At 41.1% G+C, this 22605-nt stretch carries 20 protein-coding genes; 9 read left to right on the forward strand and 11 right to left on the reverse strand.

The genetic code is table 11. From position 1 onward, the window contains the following. Positions 1-8: 8 nt before the first annotated feature. Positions 9-638: a maleylacetoacetate isomerase gene (gene maiA, locus NQT69_RS11595; RefSeq protein ID WP_256827823.1), complete on the forward strand. Its 630-nt coding sequence runs from the start codon at positions 9-11 to the stop codon at positions 636-638. Here maiA and NQT69_RS11600 read toward each other — a convergent pair. Beyond that, on the reverse strand, positions 635-868 hold the full coding sequence (locus tag NQT69_RS11600) for a TIGR02647 family protein (RefSeq protein ID WP_256827824.1): 234 nt from the start codon (positions 866-868) through the stop codon (positions 635-637). The genes maiA and NQT69_RS11600 overlap by 4 nt on opposite strands. A 97-nt stretch (positions 869-965) precedes the next feature. Here NQT69_RS11600 and NQT69_RS11605 point away from each other — a divergent pair, with 97 nt between their 5' ends. Together NQT69_RS11605 and NQT69_RS11610 are read left to right on the forward strand one after the other, a co-directional pair. After that, the gene (locus NQT69_RS11605; protein WP_256827825.1) at positions 966-1268 is read left to right on the forward strand and encodes a DUF1496 domain-containing protein; all 303 of its coding nucleotides are present in this window, start codon (positions 966-968) and stop codon (positions 1266-1268) included. 56 nt (positions 1269-1324) lie between these two features. Next, positions 1325-1588 (forward strand): VF530 family protein, encoded by a 264-nt coding sequence (locus NQT69_RS11610; protein ID WP_256827826.1) that lies wholly within the window; start codon positions 1325-1327, stop codon positions 1586-1588. An 11-nt stretch (positions 1589-1599) separates the two neighbouring features. On the opposite strand, the gene NQT69_RS11615 is transcribed toward NQT69_RS11610, so the two are convergent. After that, positions 1600-3222 (reverse strand): diacylglycerol kinase family protein, encoded by a 1623-nt coding sequence (locus NQT69_RS11615; RefSeq protein WP_256827827.1) that lies wholly within the window; start codon positions 3220-3222, stop codon positions 1600-1602. 271 nt (positions 3223-3493) lie between these two features. Then, complete coding sequence (locus tag NQT69_RS11620; RefSeq protein WP_372823180.1) at positions 3494-4501, reverse strand: branched-chain amino acid aminotransferase; 1008 nt, start codon at positions 4499-4501, stop codon at positions 3494-3496. A gap of 281 nt (positions 4502-4782) precedes the next feature. On the opposite strand from NQT69_RS11620, the gene NQT69_RS11625 reads away from it, so the two are divergent. The 6 genes from NQT69_RS11625 (at position 4783) to NQT69_RS11650 (ending at position 10495) form a co-directional block, all read left to right on the forward strand. Further along, entirely contained in the window at positions 4783-5319 is a 537-nt protein-coding gene (locus tag NQT69_RS11625; protein ID WP_256827829.1) for a sigma-70 family RNA polymerase sigma factor, read from the forward strand. Beyond that, positions 5316-6017: an anti-sigma factor gene (locus NQT69_RS11630; protein ID WP_256827830.1), complete on the forward strand. Its 702-nt coding sequence runs from the start codon at positions 5316-5318 to the stop codon at positions 6015-6017. Before NQT69_RS11625 ends, NQT69_RS11630 begins: the two co-directional genes overlap by 4 nt. A 192-nt stretch (positions 6018-6209) precedes the next feature. Then, positions 6210-7802, forward strand: a complete 1593-nt coding sequence (locus NQT69_RS11635; RefSeq protein ID WP_256827831.1) for a DUF4331 domain-containing protein — start codon at positions 6210-6212, stop codon at positions 7800-7802. Positions 7803-7813: 11 nt separating this feature from the next. Beyond that, positions 7814-8329: a cadherin-like domain-containing protein gene (locus NQT69_RS11640; RefSeq protein WP_256827832.1), complete on the forward strand. Its 516-nt coding sequence runs from the start codon at positions 7814-7816 to the stop codon at positions 8327-8329. A gap of 49 nt (positions 8330-8378) precedes the next feature. Then, positions 8379-9386, forward strand: coding sequence for a tetratricopeptide repeat protein (locus NQT69_RS11645; RefSeq protein WP_256827833.1), 1008 nt, complete (start codon positions 8379-8381; stop codon positions 9384-9386). After that, positions 9383-10495, forward strand: a complete 1113-nt coding sequence (locus NQT69_RS11650) for a HupE/UreJ family protein (RefSeq protein ID WP_256827834.1) — start codon at positions 9383-9385, stop codon at positions 10493-10495. Before NQT69_RS11645 ends, NQT69_RS11650 begins: the two co-directional genes overlap by 4 nt. Here the strand turns inward: NQT69_RS11650 and NQT69_RS11655 are convergent. From NQT69_RS11655 to NQT69_RS11690, 8 genes are all read right to left on the reverse strand, one after another. Next, complete coding sequence (locus NQT69_RS11655) at positions 10492-11109, reverse strand: TetR/AcrR family transcriptional regulator (protein ID WP_256827835.1); 618 nt, start codon at positions 11107-11109, stop codon at positions 10492-10494. The genes NQT69_RS11650 and NQT69_RS11655 overlap by 4 nt on opposite strands. 124 nt (positions 11110-11233) lie before the next feature. Then, positions 11234-12643 carry an efflux transporter outer membrane subunit gene (locus NQT69_RS11660; protein WP_256827836.1) on the reverse strand — a complete coding sequence of 470 codons (1410 nt, stop codon included), beginning with the start codon at positions 12641-12643 and terminating at the stop codon, positions 11234-11236. Then, positions 12633-15773, reverse strand: coding sequence for an efflux RND transporter permease subunit (locus tag NQT69_RS11665; RefSeq protein ID WP_256827837.1), 3141 nt, complete (start codon positions 15771-15773; stop codon positions 12633-12635). Before NQT69_RS11665 ends, NQT69_RS11660 begins: the two co-directional genes overlap by 11 nt. A gap of 12 nt (positions 15774-15785) precedes the next feature. Beyond that, positions 15786-16943, reverse strand: coding sequence for an efflux RND transporter periplasmic adaptor subunit (locus NQT69_RS11670; RefSeq protein ID WP_256827838.1), 1158 nt, complete (start codon positions 16941-16943; stop codon positions 15786-15788). A gap of 290 nt (positions 16944-17233) precedes the next feature. Beyond that, positions 17234-18829 carry a cyanophycinase gene (locus tag NQT69_RS11675; protein ID WP_256827839.1) on the reverse strand — a complete coding sequence of 532 codons (1596 nt, stop codon included), beginning with the start codon at positions 18827-18829 and terminating at the stop codon, positions 17234-17236. A 100-nt stretch (positions 18830-18929) separates the two neighbouring features. Then, positions 18930-20207, reverse strand: a complete 1278-nt coding sequence (locus tag NQT69_RS11680) for a hemolysin family protein (protein ID WP_256827840.1) — start codon at positions 20205-20207, stop codon at positions 18930-18932. A 133-nt stretch (positions 20208-20340) separates the two neighbouring features. Next, positions 20341-21030, reverse strand: coding sequence for a substrate-binding periplasmic protein (locus NQT69_RS11685; protein WP_256827841.1), 690 nt, complete (start codon positions 21028-21030; stop codon positions 20341-20343). 132 nt (positions 21031-21162) lie between these two features. Further along, the gene (locus NQT69_RS11690; protein WP_256827842.1) at positions 21163-22272 is read right to left on the reverse strand and encodes an arginase family protein; all 1110 of its coding nucleotides are present in this window, start codon (positions 22270-22272) and stop codon (positions 21163-21165) included. Positions 22273-22605 lie beyond the last annotated feature (333 nt).

Below are 22605 nucleotides of genomic sequence, written 5' to 3' on the forward strand. Positions count from 1 at the left end.
GCTATTTTATGAAACTGTATACTTATTTTCGCTCATCTGCGGCTTATCGTGTTCGTATTGCACTTAATTTAAAAGAGATTGATCACGAACTTGTTGCTGTTAATTTATTAAAATCTGAACAACAGAGTGCACAGTATCTCGGCAAAAACCCTCAAGGTTTATTGCCAGCGCTTGAAACAGATGAAGGCGTACTGGCGCAATCTATGGCTATTTTAGAATACCTAGAAGAAACCTTCCCGCAAAACCCTTTGCTGTATGGTGATGCATGGCAAAAAGCGCAAATTCGCAACTTGTGCTACGCCATTGCTTGCGATATTCATCCAGTGGATAATTTACGAGTGCTCAAATATTTAAGTACTGAGTTGGGTGTTGATGATGAGGCTAAAAATGCCTGGTATCGTCACTGGATTGAAGTAGGCTTTGAAAAACTAGAACTGTTACTTGATAGCAGCCATGAATATTGTGTCGGTGACAAACCAAGCCTTGCTGATGTGTGTTTAGTACCTCAAGTGTTTAACGCTTTACGGTTTAACGTTGATATGACTGCTTATCCTAAGATAGCAGCCATTTATGAACGTTGTAATCAGTTAGATGCTTTTATTAATGCTGCACCACAAAATCAAGCTGATGCAACTTAACCACTTAAAGCACTGTGTAACACACTAACATGCTCAATTAAATCTAAGCCCAGATCTGTTAAATACCCGCCATCTGGGCTATCTATAATCCCTTTATCAAATAACCGTTGCGCTGCACTAATCAGGTTCTCATTCGCATCGCTATGAATTTTTATTCCCTGCATTTTACTGCTACGCGGAAACTTAGCGAGCAGTTCAAATTCATCAATCATTAATTGGTTAAATTGCATGTGTTCACCTTGCTGTAAGAAAATTATTATTTTGTTGCTTATTTACCCTAACACGCTTTAAGCTTAGTGTAGTTATTTTTTAATGCAAAGGCTGAGTATGCGAATTTTAAATATTATAGGCACTTGTTTTATCTCCCTAATTTACTCAGTAAATAGTTTTAGTAACACGCCAGAAGCACGGTTATTTTTAACCCCACAAGATGCATTAACTCAACATGCTATTTGTTGGTATGAGGACAAACGTTATAGCGAAGGAGCAATCATCAGCATGGCTAATATTCGCTTAATTTGCGCGGCGAAAAACCCAAATCATAATAACAGTGCGCTAAGCTGGTTAATGCTCAACGAAAAAAATGAGGTTATTTACCCGCAAAAGCCAAAAACAGTTCGTGTGAACTAGGTATCAATGCCCAGTTAAGCTACAATAGCGGCGAATTTTATAACCTACAGTGAATTATGAATCAGCAAGCAAACAACCCGTTACACGGTATTACTTTAGAGCAAATAGTGGTAAAACTCGAGCAAACACTTGGCTGGAAAGTCATGGCTGAACAGGTTGATATTCGCTGCTTTAAATCAGACCCTAGCGTTAAATCGAGTCTTAAGTTTTTGCGGAAAACCCCCTGGGCACGAGCGAAAGTTGAACAGCTGTATTTAGATAATTGCGTCGATACAAAACCGCAAGCGAGCGGCTTTGTTTGGCCAAGTATTAAGAAGTAAGGTCATCGACCTTACTCTGTTTCGGCACAAATAACTGCAAGCGAGTTAGGCTCAATCTCGATAACTAACTCATCAGCAGTTTTGATCTCGCCATCAAGTACGTACTTTATTTCATCAGCAGCACTTATCCTGACACATTTTGCGTTGGTATGATGAGAGTTAATCGCTAGATGGGTTTGCGTCATACTACTAACCATCAACTCAGCAATACTAAATACATTTGTCGTAGCGTCTTCATTGGGCGTTAGCCAGTTGATATCTAATAAGCCATCGCTGTGATCCGGTTGTCCACCACCTTGTGCTAACAGTGTGGTAAAAGGTGCTGCGTTTGCCACAATCAAACTATTTGTATTAATTTCACGCGGTTCATTATCATCTAACTGCACAGTAAACTCCTGTGCTGTTTGTTGTCCAAGAGCCTGCCAAAAACCTTGTAAATAGGCTAATTGACCAACCGCATTTTTACTTTCACGGTCAGCCTTCTCAATCATTTTTTGCTCAAAGCCGATTCCCGCCAACAATAGCATTAATTCGCCATTACAGTATGCGGTATCCATTTTTTGAGTTTGTCCTTCAATAATTAAATCGCATGCTAATTCGACAGGAATAATTTTAGACTGTATGCCCATTAAAACATGCGCTAGCGCATTCGCAGTGCCAAGTGGGATTATGCCTAATTTACACTCTGAATTAACTAGAACACTGGCAACCTCAGCAACCGTACCATCACCACCACATGCAATGATCATATTGGGCTTATTGATCATCGCTTGTTTAGCCAACACAATGCCGTTTTCTTCTTTTGAGGTGGTTAAAATAGTTAAATCATAATAAGCGGATAATCGGGCAACTATTTGGTGTTCTTTTTCCTGCCACAACTTAGTACCTGAGACAGGATTTGCGATTAACACGGCTTTATTTTTAATCAGTAATTCTCCATTGCGATGACGTTTAACCAAATGGCGTAATTGGTGCTTATTTAGATTAGCGGTTTCTCTGGTTTCTTTTATTTGCGCTAATATATTATGCACATCAGCATTTTTGTCTTGGCTTAATAAGTAGGCAGCCATCACAAATACAGATCGGCCCCTACCTAGTGCACAGTGCACAACGATGCGGCGATCTTCCTTAACATGATGATCAATCCAATTAATCGCTTGGTTAAGTTGAGAACGAGTAGGTACACGATGATCGAGCACTGGAATATTCAGGTATTTAATGTTCTCTTGTGTTGATGACCATTCAAGTCCATCAAATTCACAGGTAACATCTAAAATAGCGGTAATACCGTACTCTTTCATGGTATCTATATCAGAAGGAAATAGCCTACAGGCTAAAAATAGATGATCATTAATTTGTTGCAGTGGCGGTACTTTATCCTGCTTACGGCTCCAAGCGTTATAAACTTGCGCCCCCAATAAGAAAGGAACAAATGCCCAGCGAATATAAAACGGAATAACACCGTTTTCACGTTTACGAAAAATCTTTGCGATATTAAAAACGTATGCGCCCCCTACCAGTAATAACGACAGCGCAGTCCAGTAAAAAAGAATAGAGAAATAACTAGGGCTAACTTGCCAACCCATAATAATAAACACAATTGCCAACAATATATAACTAACTGCCGCCCACATACATGCTCCTTTGTTATTCATTTTATAGCGTTATTTGTCGGTATTTGAGATAAAAACTGACTAACAAATACAACTTATCAGCTAAATAAATGCAATAGTCACACCGCTTTTAAAAAAGTAAAATAAACTTAAAATCAATACATTAGATGTTTTACTGTTATTTACACTGAGTTATTTTTACACACCACTGCGAGTAACTTACAGTTAAAGGATAGGTGACAGGCAAAAAAAAGCCTAGGTTAAAACCTAGGCTTTTCAAATAGGTGAGCATTTACACATCAATTTTAGTTAACCAGCCATGTGTATCTGGTGCTTTGCCCCATTGAATATCATTCAACGCTTGGCGCAAGCGCATTGTGGTAGGTCCTGGTTTACCGCTGCCTACTTGGTATTCTTTATCATTATGAATAAACGTACCAACCGGTGTCAGTACTGCTGCAGTGCCAGAAAGTGCCGCTTCAGTGCCTGGTTTTGCTGCGCGCTCTAGCAACTCAGTTACTGTAAAGTTACGCTCAGAAACCGTCATACCTAAGTCTTTTGCAATGGTTAATATGCTATTACGGGTCACACCGTGCAAAAATGTGCTATCGAGTGCTTTGGTGATGATCTCATCCCCATCGATTAAGATAAAATTAGCAGCGCCGGTCTCTTGTACATCACCACCAGGGCAAAATAAAATTTGGTCTGCTTGATATTTATCACGCGCGGCAGAAATAGGTGCTAATGCACTGGCATAGTTACCACCGCTTTTAACCATGCCCATGTGTGGAGCACAACGCATACCATCTTCTTCAAGTAAAACTCGTAGTGCCGTTGCACCACCTGCAAAATAATCGCCTACTGGCGACAATAATACATACAGCAATGAGCTTGCTGATGGTACAGCCGCCTTACCTATGGCCGCTTCGGTGCCAATATGAGTTGGTCGTATATACATAGAACCTGGCGGTAACGGAGTTTCGTCAGCATACTCTTTAACAATATCAGTAATCATTTTCTCAAGCTTTGCCCCTTCAAAGCTTGGTAAACTCAATAACTGCGAGCTTTGTTGCATGCGGGCAATGTTTGCGTCCATTCTAAAAATGTAAACAGAGCCATCTTCGTGGCGAAACGCTTTTAAACCTTCAAAACATGTACTTGAATAGTGAAGAACATGTGCCCCTGCATGGAGTTCTATTTTATCACAAGGAACTATTTCGCTTTCACTCCAAGCATTGTCCGTAAAACGAGCTTGGATCATTTGTGGCATAAATACGGTACCAAATGCTGCCATTTTAATCTCTCTTAATGTTGTCTGCTTTTCCTACAGTGTATTACATTCATACACCGTTTAACCATAACTAATAGAGGGCTTTTATTACTGATAACCGTAATATTTTATCCCTTGGGCTAAAAACCATCGAAATTGTTCTAAATTCATACTTTTTCAACTCTGAAGCTGATCGACTTAACTTGATAAGCCGTATATTACTGCTAGGCTGAATATTAATCACCTTTACCAACATTTTTTTGCATCCAAACAACGACCTCACACGTTACTTATAATAATAAAGGACATTTATGGAAACCGACGAATTGCTCCCCCTGTTAAGTGCGACCGCTCAGGGAAATAAGCAAGCTTTTGCAAAACTATACAGTGCTACAAGCCCGAAATTATTTGCAATAAGCTTAAAAATGCTCAGTAACCGTGCTCATGCAGAAGAAGCACTCCAAGATGCTTTTGTTAAGATTTGGCACAATGCATCTGAGTATCAAGTTTCAAAAGGAACGGTTATTAGCTGGATGATCAGTATTGTTCGTTACCGGAGCTTAGATTCACTTCGTTATCACAAGGTCCGAAAAGAGCAAAGCCTTGACGATGATAACGCGTATATGGAGCCTGCTGATCAAGCAATTACTGTTGATTATGAAGGTAAAAGCAAACTCGTGGACTGCATGGAGCAACTCGATGATCAACAAAAGCAGGCTATTCACTTAGCCTATTATAAAGGCTTAACTCATAGCGAGTTGGTGGATCATATTGAGACCCCACTTGGTACCGTTAAAAGTTGGATCCGACGTGGCCTGCAACAGTTGCAAAGGTGTTTAACATTATGAATTATGACAATCAGAAGCTCATCGACATGCTCGCTGCAGAATACGTACTTGGTACGCTCAAAGGCCCAGCTCGTAAGCGTTTTCAACGTTTAATGCTGACCTCTAATCGCATTAGAGAAGCAACCTGGATGTGGGAGCAGCATTTAAATAACTTAGCCAGTTCAATAAAATCCGAGCCACCCAGCGACTCTGTATGGCAAGTGATTTCTCAACGTATTGACGCCAAGCCGAGTGTGCATACTGTATCCCCAGAAGCTAACGTCATTAAGCCAAAAACCAGTATCTGGCAAGCTTGGTCGTTAATCGCAACGGCAGCCAGTATTGTACTTGCATTAATTATTTGGCAACCACAAGCGCCTATACAACAGCAAACTCAGCAAATTGCTTTGTTTAAAGATGCATCAGAACAACCATTATGGTTTATAGATATAAATGAGCAGAGCCTATCTGTTAAAGCCAGTGATAAGTTAGCCGCCAGAACTGACAAAGATTATGAGCTTTGGATGATTTTAAAAGGGCAAGATACACCTATATCGCTGGGTCTTTTACCTAAAGATGGCATTAAATCATTGCTAAAAGATAACCGCTTTAATGCCCAAGATATTGCATTACTGGCAATCAGTTTAGAACCTTTAGGAGGCTCACCAAATGGCCTGCCAACTGAAGTGTTATACACAACTGAGTTAATACTTCTTTAAGCTATAAGTAAATCTATTCCTACACTTTAGCCAGCGCAAGCTGGCTTTTTCTTTTGTTATATAAATTAAATAGTTAAGTACAAAAAAAGTAACAGTTCACATTTAATTAAAATATTTCACGTTTTTTTGCATCCAATTGAATCTGCCACCCGTTATAGCTATGACCACTATCTAAAACTAAAGGAAAAAGTCATGAAAACTTTAACTCCATCAATATTAGCAGTTGTAGTATGCAGTACCTTAGTAAGCGCGCCTTCAGAGGCGTCAAGTCACCGCGAAGCACCCAATATCAGTCGCTTTCCGACCTTAGATTCTACCGATTTTTATGCATTTAATAGTTACGAGCAAGGGCGCGGCGATTACGTTACGTTCATCGCCAACTATATTCCATTACAAGATGGCTATGGCGGGCCAAACTACTTTGCCATGGACCCTGACGCCACATACAGTATTCATATTGATAATGATGGCGATGCTGTTGAAGATATTACTTTCGCGTTTAATTTTAAAAGTATGCTGCCAGATAACAATCAAGGCGTAGCATTAACAGTAGGCCCCGAAGATAATCAACGCACAGTTGCTGTACCGTTGAAAAATATTGGCGGTGTTGCCGCTGGCGATAACTCAGCAGTTAACTTTAGTGAATCATACACACTAGCAATGATATCTGGCGAGCAACGTACTGGCACTAAAACCATGCTCACTAATACCAACACGAATACGGGTGATTTTGGCAAACCACTCGATTATATTGGTAATAAAACATTTACCTCGATGCAAGACTATAAAAGTTATGCTGATCAGTTTGTCTATACGGTATCAATGCCTGGTTGTGATGCCATGGCTAAAGTATTTGTTGGCCAGCGCAAAGACCCATTTGTAGTAAATCTTGGTAAAACATTTGATTTAGTAAATTACGTACCCGTTGAAGGCGACAGTGCACCTGGCGCTGGTGATGGTGAAGGTTTTCCTGGTGGCATCACACAGGACGCAACGAATGATGACTTAGCGGATAAGAACGTAACCGCTATTGCTATAGAAGTACCTAAAGACTGTGTAACCGGTGATGGTAACGGTACTATCGGCTCTTGGACAACAGCAAGCCTACCGCAAGCCCGTATTCTAAATTCAAATGCGTCTTTTGCTAAGAATGCCGTTAATGGTGGCGCACTGACGCAAGTATCTCGCTTAGGTAACCCACTGGTAAATGAATTGGTTATTGGCTTAAAAGATAAAGATGCGTTTTCAACTTCACAGCCAAAAGACGATGCCCAGTTTATTGACTACGTTACCCATCCGTCGTTACCTGAATTACTTAATATCTTATTTAAAGATGCTGTAAATACCACCTTAGGAACGGATATTGAGACCCTTGCACCCACTAACTTCCCACGTAATGACCTAGTTACTGCATTTTTAACAGGTTTTCCTGGGGTTAACCAATTAGCAACCGTAACCGGTGCTGAAATGTTACGTTTAAACACCCAGATTGCCGCTAAAGCACAAGCTGAACAATCGGCGTTTGGTGTTGCTGGTGATGATTTAGCGGGTTTCCCGAATGGCCGTCGTCCTGGCGATGATGTTGTTGATATTGCACTGCGTGTTGTCATGGGGCGCTTATGTTACCCAATTCCAGTTAATGGAACTGATACAGATTTAGGTTTGTGTACCAGCGATGATGCAAGTGTTGGCACTGTACCATTTACAGACGGCGCACCTGTTGATGCAACTATGATGGATGCAAGCTTTCCATACCTTGCAACTCCACTTGCAGGGTCTAAATAAGGAGACTAGTTATGCGTACTTTTAAACTATCACATGGTGTTATGTTATTTGGCGCACTTATATTAAGTGGCTGTAACGATGATGATCATAGTAAACAAGACATGCCTATTGAAGTTGTAAATAAAGCACCTACCGCTTCATCAGCCATGGTAACAACACAAACAGAAGTTGCCATTAACGACATGCTAGAAGGCTCCGATCCTGAAGGTGAGGCCCTAACTTATTCACTGCTAAGTGAACCCATGCTTGGCATGGTTGTAGTGAACAGTGATGGTAGTTATACCTACACACCTAATGCAGAGACCACTGGCTCTGATAGCTTTACATTTGCCGTAAGCGATGGTGTTAACGCCCAAGTAAGTGCGGTGGTTGATATTACTATTGAAGCACTAGAAGTGGATTTCGCACAATTTGGGCGTGCTGCGTTTAGTCAAGCCGCAACCGATAAACCATTGAGTGTTAATGGTCGCGTATTCACCAATGCCGATGCACAGGCTAATTTTGATGATCTGTTAACGGAAAATTAAGCCCTTATGAGAACTTGCAGGCCACGGATGGCCTTTTTAGGAGAAAACAATGATGACTCGTGCACTTTTATACATCACTTTAATCGTACCTTTTTATACCTGGGCTGAGCCTTATATTCCTAGCGGAGATACTGTTATTGCTAAAGCACGCTCTACCAATATAGCTAGGCTCAGCGATGATGAATTAATGAGCCTTTTACTTAGTAGTCAACAAGTCGGACAAACACAAGTCAGTCAAGGGTTGCTAAAAGCACAACTACATGAACGTTATATACAATCACCAACAGCTGATATTGGTTACATGTATGCACGTGTATTACAGCGCGAACATTTATTCACCAAAGCACTATTGATCACCCAAGACGTGCTAGAGCACTCCCCTAGACATATAAATACGCATCTACTTCGCGCCAACATACTGATGGTGCAAGGTAAATTTACAGCGTCAAAGCAACAATGTTTACAATTAACTGGCTTAACAACTATCGATGTCGTAAATACGTGTGCGCTTGATGCATTAAGCCAAGACGGGCAATTAAAGCAAAGTTACCAAAGCTTAAAAAATAGTATTGTGCCTCATAAACAAAGTGAGTCTACACGTCATGTTCTCGCTGAAATGGCAATGAGGTTGAACAAGCCAAAAGCGGCATTAAGCCACCTAAATACACTCTCTTTAAACACAGCCCCTGTCAGCCTAGTTGTACTGTGGGCTGATATTCAACTAGCGCTTGGGCATTATCAAAAAGTACTTAATACGCTCCCTTCATTAACCAGTAATAATCAAAACCTTGAAGATGCCCTATTACTTCGCCTTGCTATTGCCGAACAAAACAATACTAAAAACCCACAGAGCGAATGGCAACACCTCATGACGCAGCGTGTACAACTAAGAGAGCTGCGCCAAGATAGGTTTCATGCCAGCTATCTCGCTCGCTATTATTTAGACCTCAATAAACAGCCTGATAAAGCCTTGTACTGGGCCAAAGTTAATTGGCAACAAGCTAAGCTTGAGTCTGACCAGCAATTGCTAGACCGTGCACAAGGAGCAACGCTATGAAAACCCTATTATGCACCCTGCTATATACTGCCTGTATCATGCTCAGCCAAGTGACATATAGCCATCAACTAAGTACCAGCTATCTTAACTTAGAACAAACAGAGACAATAAATGATCAAAGCAAACTAACCGGTTACTGGCAAATTCAACTCGCCGATTTAGAGCAAAAAGTTGCCTTTGATTTAAACGCCGATGGTCATATAACATGGCAAGAAATAACCACAAAACGCACCACCATCGATGAATTTGTCTCTGACTCTGTTAGTGCAACAATATCTAACAAACACACCTGCGCATTGACAAGCAATGGCCCCTTACAACTGGATTCTCACTTTAATCAACCTTATGTGGTGATCCCCTTGAGCTTTATTTGTCCAACAAGCGATGCTTTTACGCTTAGTTACAGTGCTTTTTTTAATTTAGATGCGAATCACAAAGCGATTACAACCATAAATAAACACACTCGCATTTTTAGTGCTGGCAACTCAACGCAAACCATTGATTTCACAGGCAGTGGTTACCTAGCAACGTTTACTCAGTATGTGTATCAAGGCGTATTGCATATTTGGATGGGCCCCGATCATATTTTATTTTTAATTGCACTATTACTAACCTGTGTACTGGTACGTAACAACAAAAAATGGCATGGTATTGGTTCTAAGTTAACTATTTTTAAGCACACCGCGTGGATAGTCACCGCATTTACGTTAGCCCATTCAATTACCTTAACGGCAACGGCTATGAACATACTTTCACCGAATAGTCGCTGGGTAGAACTTGGTATTGCTATTTCCGTGTTATTCGCTGCGCTGAATAATATTTGGCCTGTGATACTACGATTAGGTTGGATCACCTTTGGCTTTGGTTTATTGCATGGAATGGGGTTTGCCAGTGTATTGGGCGAGCTGGGTTTATCTAATGACTACCAGTTACTGAGTGTATTAGCCTTTAATTTAGGCGTAGAAATCGGCCAACTCGCTATCCTAATTGTTGCCCTGCCATTACTGATTTTGGCAAGAAACCACGCTTGGTATCAAAAATGGTTAATGCCTGCAGGGTCATTAGCGATAGCGTTAATCGCCATACAGTGGTCAATAGAGCGTATTTAGTCAAAAGGGGTAATTAAGGTTTTCATTGCCGGGCGAACTGCAATTAATAAAAGCTCTTTATCTATACTTGGATTAAGTATTTTGCGCATTAACAACCCATTCATCAGCGCGAACATCACTTCAATGCGGCTATCTATTTCAGCCGCTTTGGCTGCTTTTATCGGACTGCGCTCACCGACTAATAAACTACGCATCTTTTCTCTGGCTTGAAGGTCCGACTTGCGTAGTAACCGCGCGACTTTTTCATTGCGTGCAGCTTCTGACTGCATTTCTAAATCAAGTGCGCCTTGATCAACATCAATATGGCGCTCTACACCTGAATCTAGCCCATTAAGTAATATAGTGACCAAATTACCAGGTTGATCTTCAAACTCTTGAAAGACAGAAAATAGCTCTTCCATATCTCGTTCGATAATAGATTCTATAATCGCTTCTTTACTGGCGAAATAATTATAGATATGCCCTGCACTCATACCCGCTGTTCTCGATATTTCAGCCATTCCAGCCCCGTGATAGCCTTTCCGCTTAAAGCAATCGGCAGCGGCACATAGTACTTGTTCTCGACGCGCTTGCGCTAAAGCGGGATCTGTTTTTCTCTTCGTTTTCGTGTTCATGGTGTTTTCAAAAAAGCACTGCTCTTTTTAACCTCTAACTTAAAAATTATCACTAGTTTACACGATCTTAACCACTGACCTTGTGCGTTACAACAAGAACTAAGTAAACTAGTGATAAAAACCATTATTGTGTTTGGTGCTCTGGCCGTTGCCAACCGCCACCTACCGCTTTGTATAGGCTAATTTGACTTGCAATATAGGCCTTTTTACCCGTGATCAGTTGCTGTCCTGCACTTACCCAGTTTCTTTGCGCATCAAGCACTTGCAAGTAGCTGTCGGCCCCTTTTTCAAAGCGTGCTTGTGATAACGTAAAGGTCACTTGGTTACTGTTATAAAGCTCCTCAAGCGCTGCCAACTGCTGCATATAGCCAGCTCTATCCGCTAGTGAATCAGACACTTCCTTAAATGCTTGCTGAATTGTTTGCTCATAAGTTGTTAAAGCGATTTCTTGCTGAGCTTGAGCAACATCTAAATTAGCTTGGTTTCGGCCCATATTAAAAATTGGTAAATTTATCGAAGGCACAAAACTCCATGTACCCGTTCCCGCTGAAAACAAATTATCTAAATCAGCTGAAGCAGTACCTGCATTAGCGGTTAAACTAATACTGGGGAAAAAAGCCGCTTTTGCTACACCTATATTGGCATTTGCTGCGAGTAAACGATATTCAGCCGCTTTAATATCTGGACGTTGCTCTAATAATTCAGACGGTAAACCCACGGGAACCGCAGGAAAGTTAAGTACTTCATCCAAGCTTTGTTCAGGTAACAACTCAGTGGCCACCACTTTTCCCACCAGTAAATCTAACGCGTTTTTATCGCGCTTTAATAAACGTTGATAATTGGCAATATCCACTTTCGCTGTGGCAACCGTGCTTTGTACTTGTGCCAGACTTAACTTAGAAGCTGCGCCAAGTGCATAGGTTTTTTCCATTAATTCAAGGGACTCTTGCTGGCTGGAAAGCGTTTCATGAGCAAGTGCCAATAGCTCTTTATCGGCTGCATAGTTAAGCCATGCATTAACAAGTTCTGCAATTAAACTAATTTTAACACTGGTTTGTGCTTGCTCTGAGGCATACAAAGTTTGTAATGCTTGATCTGATTGATTACGTACTTTTCCCCATAAGTCCAACTCGTAAGCCGTCATGCCCACAGTAGCAGAATAGCTTTCGCTTATGCTGGCACTGCCAGTTGATGACAAATCAGCAGGCAGTCGTTGGCGTGTCCCCGATGCTGAAAAATCAATCGAGGGATACAAGGCTGAGTCTTCTATTTGATATAACGCTCTGACTTGCTGCACGTTAAGTGCAGCAAGTTTAATGTCTTTATTATGGATTAAGGTTTGTTCGATTAAGGCTTGCAGCTTTTCGTTATTAAAAAACTGCTGCCATTTTAAATCGGCAATATTACCTTGTCCGCTTTCAACCCCGTAGCTGTCTGGCACAGGTAGTTCAATATCCTCAAGCTCAGGTGCCATTTGACACGCGCTTAATACCAGCGCACTGATACTTGCTAGGCTCAATGTTTTAAACTTCATTTGATTGCTCCTGCGCTACGGTTTTATGTTTACCCGGAAACACTCGTCTTACTAAGACAAAGAATAATGGCACAAATACCACCACAATAACCGACGAAGCTAAGGTGCCACCAATCACCGAAATACCCAGTGCATTTTGCGCACCTGAGCCTGCACTTGAAGCAATAGCCAGAGGTAACACACCACAAATAAATGCCATTGAGGTCATTAAAATCGGCCTCAGTCTAAGCTTCACCGCAGTGATCGCCGCATCGACTAACTCCATCCCTTCATCCATTTTGTGAATCGCAAACTCAACGATCAAAATCGCATTTTTAGAAGCAAGACCAATAGTTGTCAGTAGGCCAACTTGTAGGTAAATATCGTTTGATAAACCACCAACAAAGGCGGCCATAGCAGCACCAAAAACACCCAGTGGTACTATCATCATTACCGCCGCAGGGACAGACCAACTCTCGTAAAGAGCCGCTAAACATAAAAACACCACCAGTAATGATAACGCGTAAAGCATTGGAGCTTGGCCACCACTTAGACGCTCTTCATAAGAAATACCCGTCCACTCAAAGGCAATACCCGCAGGTAACTGTTTAACCAGTTTTTCTATTTCGTCCATCGCTTGGCCTGTACTGTATCCTGGCGCTGCAGCACCTTGAATTTCCATGGCTGAAAAGCCATTGTAACGCTCAAGACGTGGCGAGCCGTACGTCCAATAAGACTGGGCAAATGCTGTAAATGGCACCATGTCACCATTGCTATTACGGACATACCACTTGTCTAAATCTTCTGGTGCCATGCGTGATTCAGCCGTACCTTGTAGATACACTTTTTTAACTCGGCCACGGTCAATAAAATCATTGACGTAGCTACTACCCCATGCAGTTGACAACGTACTGTTGATATCAGCCTGAGTTAACCCTAAGGCTTGTGCTTTTGCTAAATCAATATCGAGTTCAAGCTCAGGTTTATCTTCTTGGCCGTTAGGACGAACACCTGCCAACACCGGACTTTGAGCAGCCATTCCTAAAAGCATATTACGTGCTTCTAGCAATTTATCGTGACCTAAGCCAACACGGTCTTGCAAGAACAGAGTAAAACCATTGGCGGTACCTAGCTCAACAACTGCAGGCGGTGGGAAAGCAAACACAAAGGCTTCTTTAATCGTAGAAAAGTAACCCATTGCTTTGCCTGCAACTGCACCAACAGCTAAGTCATCACGTTGGCGTTCATCCCAGTGCTTTAAGCCAACAAAACCAATAGCGGCGTTTTGTCCAGAGCCTGCAAAACTAAACCCAGTTACACTAAACACCGAGCGCACTGCTTCAGATTGGTCTTCTAAGTAGTGCTTTTCCATTTTTTCAACCACTTTAAGCGTTTGCTCGGTTGTTGAACCTGCTGGTAAGCTTACTTGATTAAACAAAATACCTTGGTCTTCATCTGGTAAAAAAGCTGATGGAAGTTGTGAGAATATAAACACCATACCGCCAACAATTAAGCCGTAGCATAAAAGGTAACGTTTACTGTGTTTGATCATTCGCCCCACAAAGCTTTGCGCACCGCTATTTGTTTTATCAAAACCACGGTTAAAGCCAATAAAGAAGCGACCAAATAACGACTTATTATTATGTACATGGCTTGGTTTTAACATAGTTGCACACAGTGCAGGCGTTAGTATAAGCGCAACTAATACAGATAAGCTCATTGCAGTTACTAAAGTCACTGAGAATTGACGGTAAATAACCCCTGTAGAGCCGGCAAAGAATGCCATTGGTACAAATACGGCCGACAACACCATGGCAATACCCACCAGTGCACCTTTGATTTCATCCATTGATTTTCGGGTTGCTTCAATAGGAGAAAGTTTCTCTTCGGTCATAACCCGCTCTACGTTTTCAACCACAACAATGGCATCATCCACCAGCAAACCGATGGCCAGTACCATAGCAAACATGGTTAACGTATTAATTGAATAGCCCAGCACTTGCAGCACAGCAAACGTACCAAGTAAAACCACAGGTACCGCAATGGTTGGGATCAAGGTTGCACGAAAATTTTGTAAGAACAAATACATCACCACAAACACAAGCACCACGGCTTCTATTAATGTGCTGACTACTTTTTCAATTGATAAGGTTACAAATGGCGTTGTATCGTAAGGAATAACTACCGCCAAGCCTTCTGGAAAGAAAGGCTCAAGCTCAGCAAGTGCCGCTTTAACACCTTGTGCAGTATCAAGGGCATTTGCACCACTGGCCAATTTTATCCCTAAACCTGAGGCTGGTTTACCATTATAACGGGCTACAACCGCGTAGCTTTCGCCCCCTAATTCGACTTTTGCTACGTCAGATAAACGTACCACTGAACCATCATCATTGGTCTTAACAAAAATATTTCTAAATTGTTCAGGGGTTTGTAAGCGGCTTTGCGCTGTCACAGTGGCATTTAATTGTTGTCCTGCAACAGCTGGTAATGCACCTAACTGGCCTGCTGAAACTTGGGCATTTTGCGCACTAATTGACGCGCTGATATCCGCAGGGGTGAGTTCATATTTTTGTAGCATATTAGGGTCAAGCCAAATACGCATCGCATATTGTGAACCAAATAACTGTACTTCCCCTACACCGTTTACACGTGAAACGATATCTTGCACATTTGACGCAACATAATCACCAATATCAATGTTATTCATGCTGCCATCTTCAGACACAAAACCTGCAACCATTAAAAAGTTACGCGCAGACTTTGCCACTGACACACCTTGGCGTTGTACTTCTTCAGGTAATAAAGGCGTAGCCAAAGCAAGTTTATTCTGTACCTGAACTTGTGCAATATCAGGATCGGTATCAGCATCAAAAGTAAGGGTTAATGTGGCTGAGCCATTAGATTCAGAGGTTGATGACATATAAAGCAAGCCATCTAAGCCTTTCATTTTTTGTTCAATCACCTGAGTAACTGTATCTTCTAAGGTTTGGGCAGACGCACCTGGGTAACTTGCTTGAATACTAATCGCCGGAGGTGCAATTGACGGATACTGAGCGACCGGTAATCCTCTGACCGCCAATACACCCGCGAGCATAACTACAATTGCTAACACCCAAGCAAAAATGGGTCTGTCGATAAAAAATCGTGACATTTAATGGCTCCGTTATTGAGTTTTAGCTGCGGTTTCAGCAGGCACAGCATTAACAGGTGCGCCAGGTGCTATTTTTTGTAAGCCTTCAACAATGAGTTTATCGCCATCGTTTAGGCCTTCTGTGATCAACCAATTAGAACCAACTGTACGGTCGGTTTTTAAAACGCGCGGCTCAACGGTGTTGTCTTTACTAACCACCATTGCTGTTGGCTCACCTTTGGTATTACGGCTAATACCACGTTGGGGGGCTAAAATCGCATTGTTTTTTACACCTTCAACTATCACCGCACGTACATACATGCCCGGTAATAATAGTTTTTCTGGATTTGGAAACTCTGCGCGCAATGTGACTGAGCCGGTGCTTGGATCAACCGTTACTTCAGAAAACTGCAACCTTCCTTGATGAGGATAAATCGACCCATCTTCCATTTTTAATTCAACATTTGAATGTAACGCCAAATCTTTATCAAGCTCACCATTGGCAATGGCTTTTTTCAAGCGCGTTAACTCACTGCTTGATTGGGTTAAATCAACATAAATAGGATCAAGTTGGGTGACAGTAGCAAGTGCTGTTGCTTGGTTGGCGCTTACTAACGCACCGGCTGTGACATTTGATTTACCAATTTGACCACTGATAGGTGATTTCACTTTACTGTAGTCTAAGTTAATTTGCGCTGTTTTAAGTTGCGCTTGAGCAGTCAATAAATCAGCTTCTGCACCTTTATAACTGGCATCGGCTTCGTCAAAGTCTTGCTGGCTTACCGCCTTAATTTTTAATAGTTCATCATAGCGTTCAGACTTTGCTTTAGCATTCGCAATGCTCGCTTTCGCTTTAGTAATGGCCGCCTTGCTTGTTGCCACTTGCGCTTCGAAGGTTGAAGCATCTATTTGATAAAGAGCTTGGCCTTTTTTAACTTCAGCCCCTTGAGTAAATAAGCGAGACTGAATAATGCCACTGACTTGCGGGCGAATTTCAGACACTTGCGATGCAGCAACACGACCAGGTAGTTCTTTGGTTAAAGTCAGAGGTTGACTTTTTAATGTTACAACCCCAACTGGAGTGGCTTTTGGAGCCTGTTGGCTTGCCTGAGGACTCTGGTCGCAACCAGATAAAATAACTGCACTGGCTAAAGCTGACACTGCAAATAAGACGACGCGAGAACGCTGCATGTTAACTACCCTTAATTTAGAATGAACGATCATTCTAAATTAAAATGCTTTCAGATCAACATTAATTAAGAATTATTTGCATAACTTTACAAAGTAAAACGAATTAAGCTAGAACGAGAGAAAATTATCAGTATGGCTCTAAAGAGCTTTGTGTTTAGAAGTGAACTTTAAGCTGTTGTGTTTGGTTTTTGACCAGGCTGAGCCGGCTATAAAACCATGAAAAGTCAACAGGCTCTAATAAAGCACTGCTGACTGGGTATATTTACGATATGAAATACAGATTTAAAACCTTACTCAATAGTGGAGAAGCTTAATTCTAATTGAGCAATAGCACAGCCAAACTGAGTTGCATTTATACGCTTATATGCTGTGGCTTCTGTGGCATTTAAGTTGACTAGGAATCCATCCTGCTGACCCACAGCCGCTGTACCTTGGCTCAAACACATCGCTTGTGTTAAAGAACGCAATTTATTATTAGTCAATATATTACTAAAGCGTTGTGTTGGCAGACTAGGGATTTTAATGTTAGGTAAAGCGTTCTCAGCACTTCGCTTATTGAGACTAAAGACCTTGTTTGAATAATGAAATACACTGCTCGAAGGCCAGTATGAATATGAAAAGTTTTGCTCTGTGTTGGCAGTTAAACCAATCACGCCACGCTCGCCTAATACCGTCATTAAATCGCCTTGCTCAGATTTTATAACAACTAATGCCGTATTGACGTCAATACCTAGCCCTGCTTGTTGGTTTGTTGATTGCAGTGCTTTTGTGACTAAGGCGGTACTATTTGTTTCACTAAACTGGCTTTTGATAAACGCAAAATCGACACTGTTTAACCCAGCTCTGTGCGTTACATCATCATTGTTTAGTACATCAGCTGCATTTTGTTGCTGATTAATAATGTGTTCCATCGCGAGAAATTCGGCGCTTTGATTCTCCGCAATTAATACAGGGGTATCGCGCACTGCGCTCAGCCAAGGGTACGGCTTACTCTGCTCATCAAAAAAACTGCGATAAAGGTTTTGCTGATCATGGCCACCCGCTAACACCACCCCGGTGCTACCTTTAATTTTTGTAATTAACTGTTCGATACCTTGCTCACACAAAGCTTGCTCTGTCGCAACTCGTTTAGGGAAAACCGTCTCTCTGTTGTACAAAGACATACTTTGCGTTCTATATTTATCAAGCGCATCACATTGCCCTGCTGTTATAGCCTGTGCTAGTGCCGGTGTCAGTGCTAACCACTGCACTGTAACGCCCACTTGAGAGAGTACAGTTTCATAATAACTTGCTGCAAAGTAAGGGTCTCGACTAGCTGAACTGATCACTAATAATTTAGGGCTTTGGGCCTTTACTTTTAAACTAGCGGCTATAAATTTATAACTATCAGCTAACCAGTTTTGATCCGCTTTACTATTTTTAGCATCAATATTGAGTACGCGATTTTGCCCATCAGGTTGAGCTACTTGAAGCATATCAATCACATATTCAAACTCCAATTGAGATAACTCACTCATTTGTAAATTTGCAATATCTCGCCATGCCCACAATAACTCTCTTTTAGAAAGCAGCTCTGGATGAGTAGTTGCTAACGTTTTTAAATTAGTTACTGTGGCTGCTAAGTGGTTTTGGTTATCTGTTGGCCATTGCTGTTTTACTCGCGCGATAGCATCACTTGAAAGGGCAAAGACGGCACTTTTTTCACTGCCTAATGGCGCATCTAATTTACAAAACTGTGGGCTTAATGTTGTGCAGGTTTCAATTGCACTGCCTGTCATAATCAAGGTTTGTTCGTTATTAGCAGCAAATCCATTATGACAATTTAGAAGCGCTAAAAACAGTAAGCCAGTGGTTGTGATACGTGATGCAAGCGAAAAAAACGCCATAAGTAACCTTAAAACAATTAATAAAAACTCTGCCTGTATTGTTAACGATCTCGCTAGCAACAACAAGCAGGGTTTTAAAAAATCTAACAGCAAGTGCTGTTTAGTTAATTTTACTAACCAGTAACTGTTCCACTCTTATCCCTTCAACGTCAACGACTTCAAACTTAAAGCCTGCATAATGAATATACTCGGCACGTTTAGGAATGCGCTTCATGGTATAGATCAAATACCCAGCCACAGTTTCGTAATGCATTTGTTCGGGGAATTCATCAATTTCCAGCACCTTAGCCAGCTCAACCACCGGGGTTAAGCCATCCACTAACCACGAGCTTTCATCTCGCTCAATGATCAACTCATCACCCGTGTGGGTTATCAAATCACCCATAAAGCCTTTCATCAAATCTTTAACGGTGACAATACCCACAACCAGTGCGTATTCATTTACCACCACAGCAAAGGGTTTTGCCGCCGCTTTAAATGCATTTAATGCCTCAGATAAACTGAGTGTTTCAGGCAAATAAAAGATTTCTTTTTCTAATAAATCTTCATTGATGTTTGCCGCCTCGCCTTTGAGTACTTGGCGTAATATATCTTTCGATTCAACAGAGCCTATGAGTTTATCTAAATTACCATTACATACTAAAAAGTGGTTATGGGGGTGATCAATAATTTTACTCGCAATGTCAGTACTGGCTTCTTTTATATCAAAATAAACAATTTGGTCCCGTGGCGTCATCACGCTTGATAAAAAACGAGCTTCTAAGTCAAATACATTACCGATTAAGTCGTACTCTTGTTGCTGTAAACTGCCATATTCCGCCCCAGCATCCATCATCGCCACGATGTCTTCTGTGGTGACAATATCTTCACGCTCTGCGGGAACTTTAAATAGTCGTAAAATAATATTTGTCAGGCCATTAAAAAATACCACTAGAGGAGTCAGGGCAAAGGTCACCCACCTCATCAGCGTGACTAGCCTCACAGCGACCGCTTCAGGCATGATCATCGCTAAGCGTTTCGGCATTAAGTCGGCAAATAAAATGAATAATGAGGTGATGGTAAAAAACGAAATTAAAAAGCTGACTTGCGCTAATAATGGGCCTTGATAGACCATTACTAATACACGTTCAACATATGGCGACAGTGCTTGTTCGCCAACAATGCCCCCTAAAATAGCAATCGCATTAAGCGCTATCTGGATCATGGCAAAGAATGCACCTGGCTGCTCTTGTAATTTTAATACGGCGGCCGCATTTGCATTGCCCTCGTCGGCCATCACTCTTAATTTAATTTTGCGTGATGCTGCGATGGCAATTTCCGACATAGCAAATAACGCACTGATCAAGATCAATAAACCAATCCCGATTAAATCACCCATTTAACAACTCCAACAATAAGCGCTTTTATAAGCAAAAGCAGCTGGATTATAGGCTCTTTTTTAAACTCAGCAATTGATATTTCAACTATCTTTAAAGGGCTTAAGTAACATACACTTAGATATTTATGATTGGCTATAAAGTAGAAAATACACGAGTCAGCTCTAGCTTAGACACTTTGTCTAAGGCTTTATTACAAGCAAAGTACAATGATGGCTGTTTGATATTAAGTTTTAACACCGGCTGTAGGCTATCTATTGTGTGCTGCGTTTGTTGCTCATAGTCAGCTCGCTGTTTAGGTAAGGTGACAAGATCGATGCTATTTTTTCGACTACGAACAATATTAAATATGTTATCAAAGCTATCCATAGCCAGTAAGTTTTTACCTTCTTCGAAGCCTTGGGATAACAAGTACTGATGGCTATAGTTATCTTTAAGTACGGCGACACGATACTGTTTAGCTTGCTCTAAGTTATCTAACTGAATGTTTTTAGAGTCTAAAGCATAAAAGTTGGTAGTGAGTTCAGCTAACTCAGCAATCCAAAGTAGCTTATCTTCGCGCTCTTTAGAACGTGTTACCGAAAAAATACAGGTTTGTGGGTCGCGCAGGGCAGTATTAAATGCCGTACTCCAACTATGCACAGAAATTGTATAATCAATTGAGGATGCATCCAAGGCTTTGCGTACCTTTTCAACAACATGACCCGTTAGTTGATTGTTATCATCAATATATTGCGCAGGCGGAAAGTTTTCCGTCACTATATTGAGCTTAGCAAAGCATGGCTGGCTCAAAATAACCAATAATAACAAACTCCATTTAATCACTTTAGTCCTCGCATTTTAGTAACTGATTTTACATCAAGCTGTGAATTGCAGTCTAAATATAGCGGTAATTTACTGATAAGTGAATAGAAAACAGGCCATGATGGCCTGTTTTTGAGGTTTTTCTCTAAAAAATTATCGATTCATTGCATTAATTAAAAATGCTGAGATTTTTGCACCTTCTCTAAGCGTTGTTTCTGAGCTTGATTGACCCACTAGCGAGCTGTCCGTAAATGGTGCTATTTCCATCATATCTGCACCGGTAATTGGAAACTCATCCGCTAATGCAACTAAAATATCTAATGCATGTTTAGGTGTTAAACCATTACCTTCAGGCGTACCCGTCGCAGAGGCAAATTCTTCATCAAGGGCATCAATATCAAAGCTTACATATAACTCATCTACATTATCTGCTTTTAATTGTGCAATTACTTCACTGGCAACATCTTGCGCACCGCGCTCAATTATTTCATGCGCCCAATGCTGCTTAATACCAAACGTTGATTCCCAATGGGCTTTAGGTTTGCCACTTGAACGAATACCAAATTGAATTAAATGATGTGGCGCAGGTAAAAACTCTAAAATATGGGTACACCATGAGCCAAAGCATAAATCGATACCTAAACGCTCAACCAGTAAATCGGTATGCGCATCAAAATGAATAATCGCGGTACGTTTTCCTTGCTCACGTTTAGCTTTCAAATAAGCTTTAGTCAGCGGGTAGCTGATCGAGTGGTCGCCACCGATACCAAAAATGCCTTTGTCGGTAAATGTGGCGTAGAAGCTATCACATACATCTTCGGTGATTGACAATGGGCTGACGTAGTATTCGCTATTAGGATTGTCATAAAGTGCTTTTTGACAATTACTAATAGTCGCGTCATTTAAATATTTATCATGTAGCAAATGTGGGATAACACGTACATCACCTAAATCAAACGATTTCGCTTGCGGTTGCTGATCAATCAAGGTCGAGCGCAAAAATAAAGGTCCCCAGTTAGCACCACGTAAAATACCGCCGCCACAATCAGAGCTAATACCAAGAGTAACCGCTTTATAAGGACTCTGTGATAAAGTCTCTAATGAGTCACGCCACAAAGGTTCTACGTTATCTTCTTGACCGTACAACTTGTTACGTAACGCCGCTTTTCGCTCTTTTGCCGTATTAACAGTGAAAACTCCATCACCCGGTGGACATAAACAGTGTTCAACTTTACTTTTAAATGTTTGCCATTGTGTGCTCATTGCGATTCCTTACTCTGTGTTTTTGCGTAGTTATGCAAAACAGACGCTGTTGAAAATAAATTTAATAAAACCTTCATGATGGTCATTTTATAAAACATGACAACAAAACTAATTTTACAAAGGCACTTAGAAAACTAAACTTATCTTTATGCAACATAACCTTAGCTATAAATTCAAAACAGCGCATAGATTCAAATTAAGTATATTAAAGGATAGATATAGTGTCTGTTTAAACAAGTCAACCGTTGTGTAGATTGATTAATTTGCTTCAGTGATTGAATATTCAAAGAGAATGAATAAAGCTGATAATCTAAAGCGGACATCCGTCCTGTA

This window comes from Pseudoalteromonas shioyasakiensis, assembly GCF_024518675.1.
Classification (GTDB): domain Bacteria; phylum Pseudomonadota; class Gammaproteobacteria; order Enterobacterales; family Alteromonadaceae; genus Pseudoalteromonas; species Pseudoalteromonas shioyasakiensis_B.

Bases quoted from the DNA above. Each gene is read 5' to 3' on its own strand.
- NQT69_RS11605 (WP_256827825.1), top strand. From the start codon at position 966: ATGCGAATTTTAAATATTATAGGCACTTGTTTTATCTCCCTAATTTAC.
- NQT69_RS11670 (WP_256827838.1), bottom strand. From the start codon at position 16,943: ATGCAGCGTTCTCGCGTCGTCTTATTTGCAGTGTCAGCTTTAGCCAGT.
- NQT69_RS11610 (WP_256827826.1), top strand. From the start codon at position 1,325: ATGAATCAGCAAGCAAACAACCCGTTACACGGTATTACTTTAGAGCAA.
- NQT69_RS11635 (WP_256827831.1), top strand. From the start codon at position 6,210: ATGAAAACTTTAACTCCATCAATATTAGCAGTTGTAGTATGCAGTACC.
- NQT69_RS11615 (WP_256827827.1), bottom strand. From the start codon at position 3,222: ATGTGGGCGGCAGTTAGTTATATATTGTTGGCAATTGTGTTTATTATT.
- NQT69_RS11690 (WP_256827842.1), bottom strand. From the start codon at position 22,272: ATGAGCACACAATGGCAAACATTTAAAAGTAAAGTTGAACACTGTTTA.
- NQT69_RS11665 (WP_256827837.1), bottom strand. From the start codon at position 15,773: ATGTCACGATTTTTTATCGACAGACCCATTTTTGCTTGGGTGTTAGCA.
- NQT69_RS11680 (WP_256827840.1), bottom strand. From the start codon at position 20,207: ATGGGTGATTTAATCGGGATTGGTTTATTGATCTTGATCAGTGCGTTA.
- NQT69_RS11600 (WP_256827824.1), bottom strand. From the start codon at position 868: ATGCAATTTAACCAATTAATGATTGATGAATTTGAACTGCTCGCTAAG.
- maiA (WP_256827823.1), top strand. From the start codon at position 9: ATGAAACTGTATACTTATTTTCGCTCATCTGCGGCTTATCGTGTTCGT.
- NQT69_RS11640 (WP_256827832.1), top strand. From the start codon at position 7,814: ATGCGTACTTTTAAACTATCACATGGTGTTATGTTATTTGGCGCACTT.
- NQT69_RS11675 (WP_256827839.1), bottom strand. From the start codon at position 18,829: ATGGCGTTTTTTTCGCTTGCATCACGTATCACAACCACTGGCTTACTG.
- NQT69_RS11650 (WP_256827834.1), top strand. From the start codon at position 9,383: ATGAAAACCCTATTATGCACCCTGCTATATACTGCCTGTATCATGCTC.
- NQT69_RS11655 (WP_256827835.1), bottom strand. From the start codon at position 11,109: ATGAACACGAAAACGAAGAGAAAAACAGATCCCGCTTTAGCGCAAGCG.
- NQT69_RS11645 (WP_256827833.1), top strand. From the start codon at position 8,379: ATGATGACTCGTGCACTTTTATACATCACTTTAATCGTACCTTTTTAT.
- NQT69_RS11625 (WP_256827829.1), top strand. From the start codon at position 4,783: ATGGAAACCGACGAATTGCTCCCCCTGTTAAGTGCGACCGCTCAGGGA.
- NQT69_RS11630 (WP_256827830.1), top strand. From the start codon at position 5,316: ATGAATTATGACAATCAGAAGCTCATCGACATGCTCGCTGCAGAATAC.
- NQT69_RS11660 (WP_256827836.1), bottom strand. From the start codon at position 12,643: ATGAAGTTTAAAACATTGAGCCTAGCAAGTATCAGTGCGCTGGTATTA.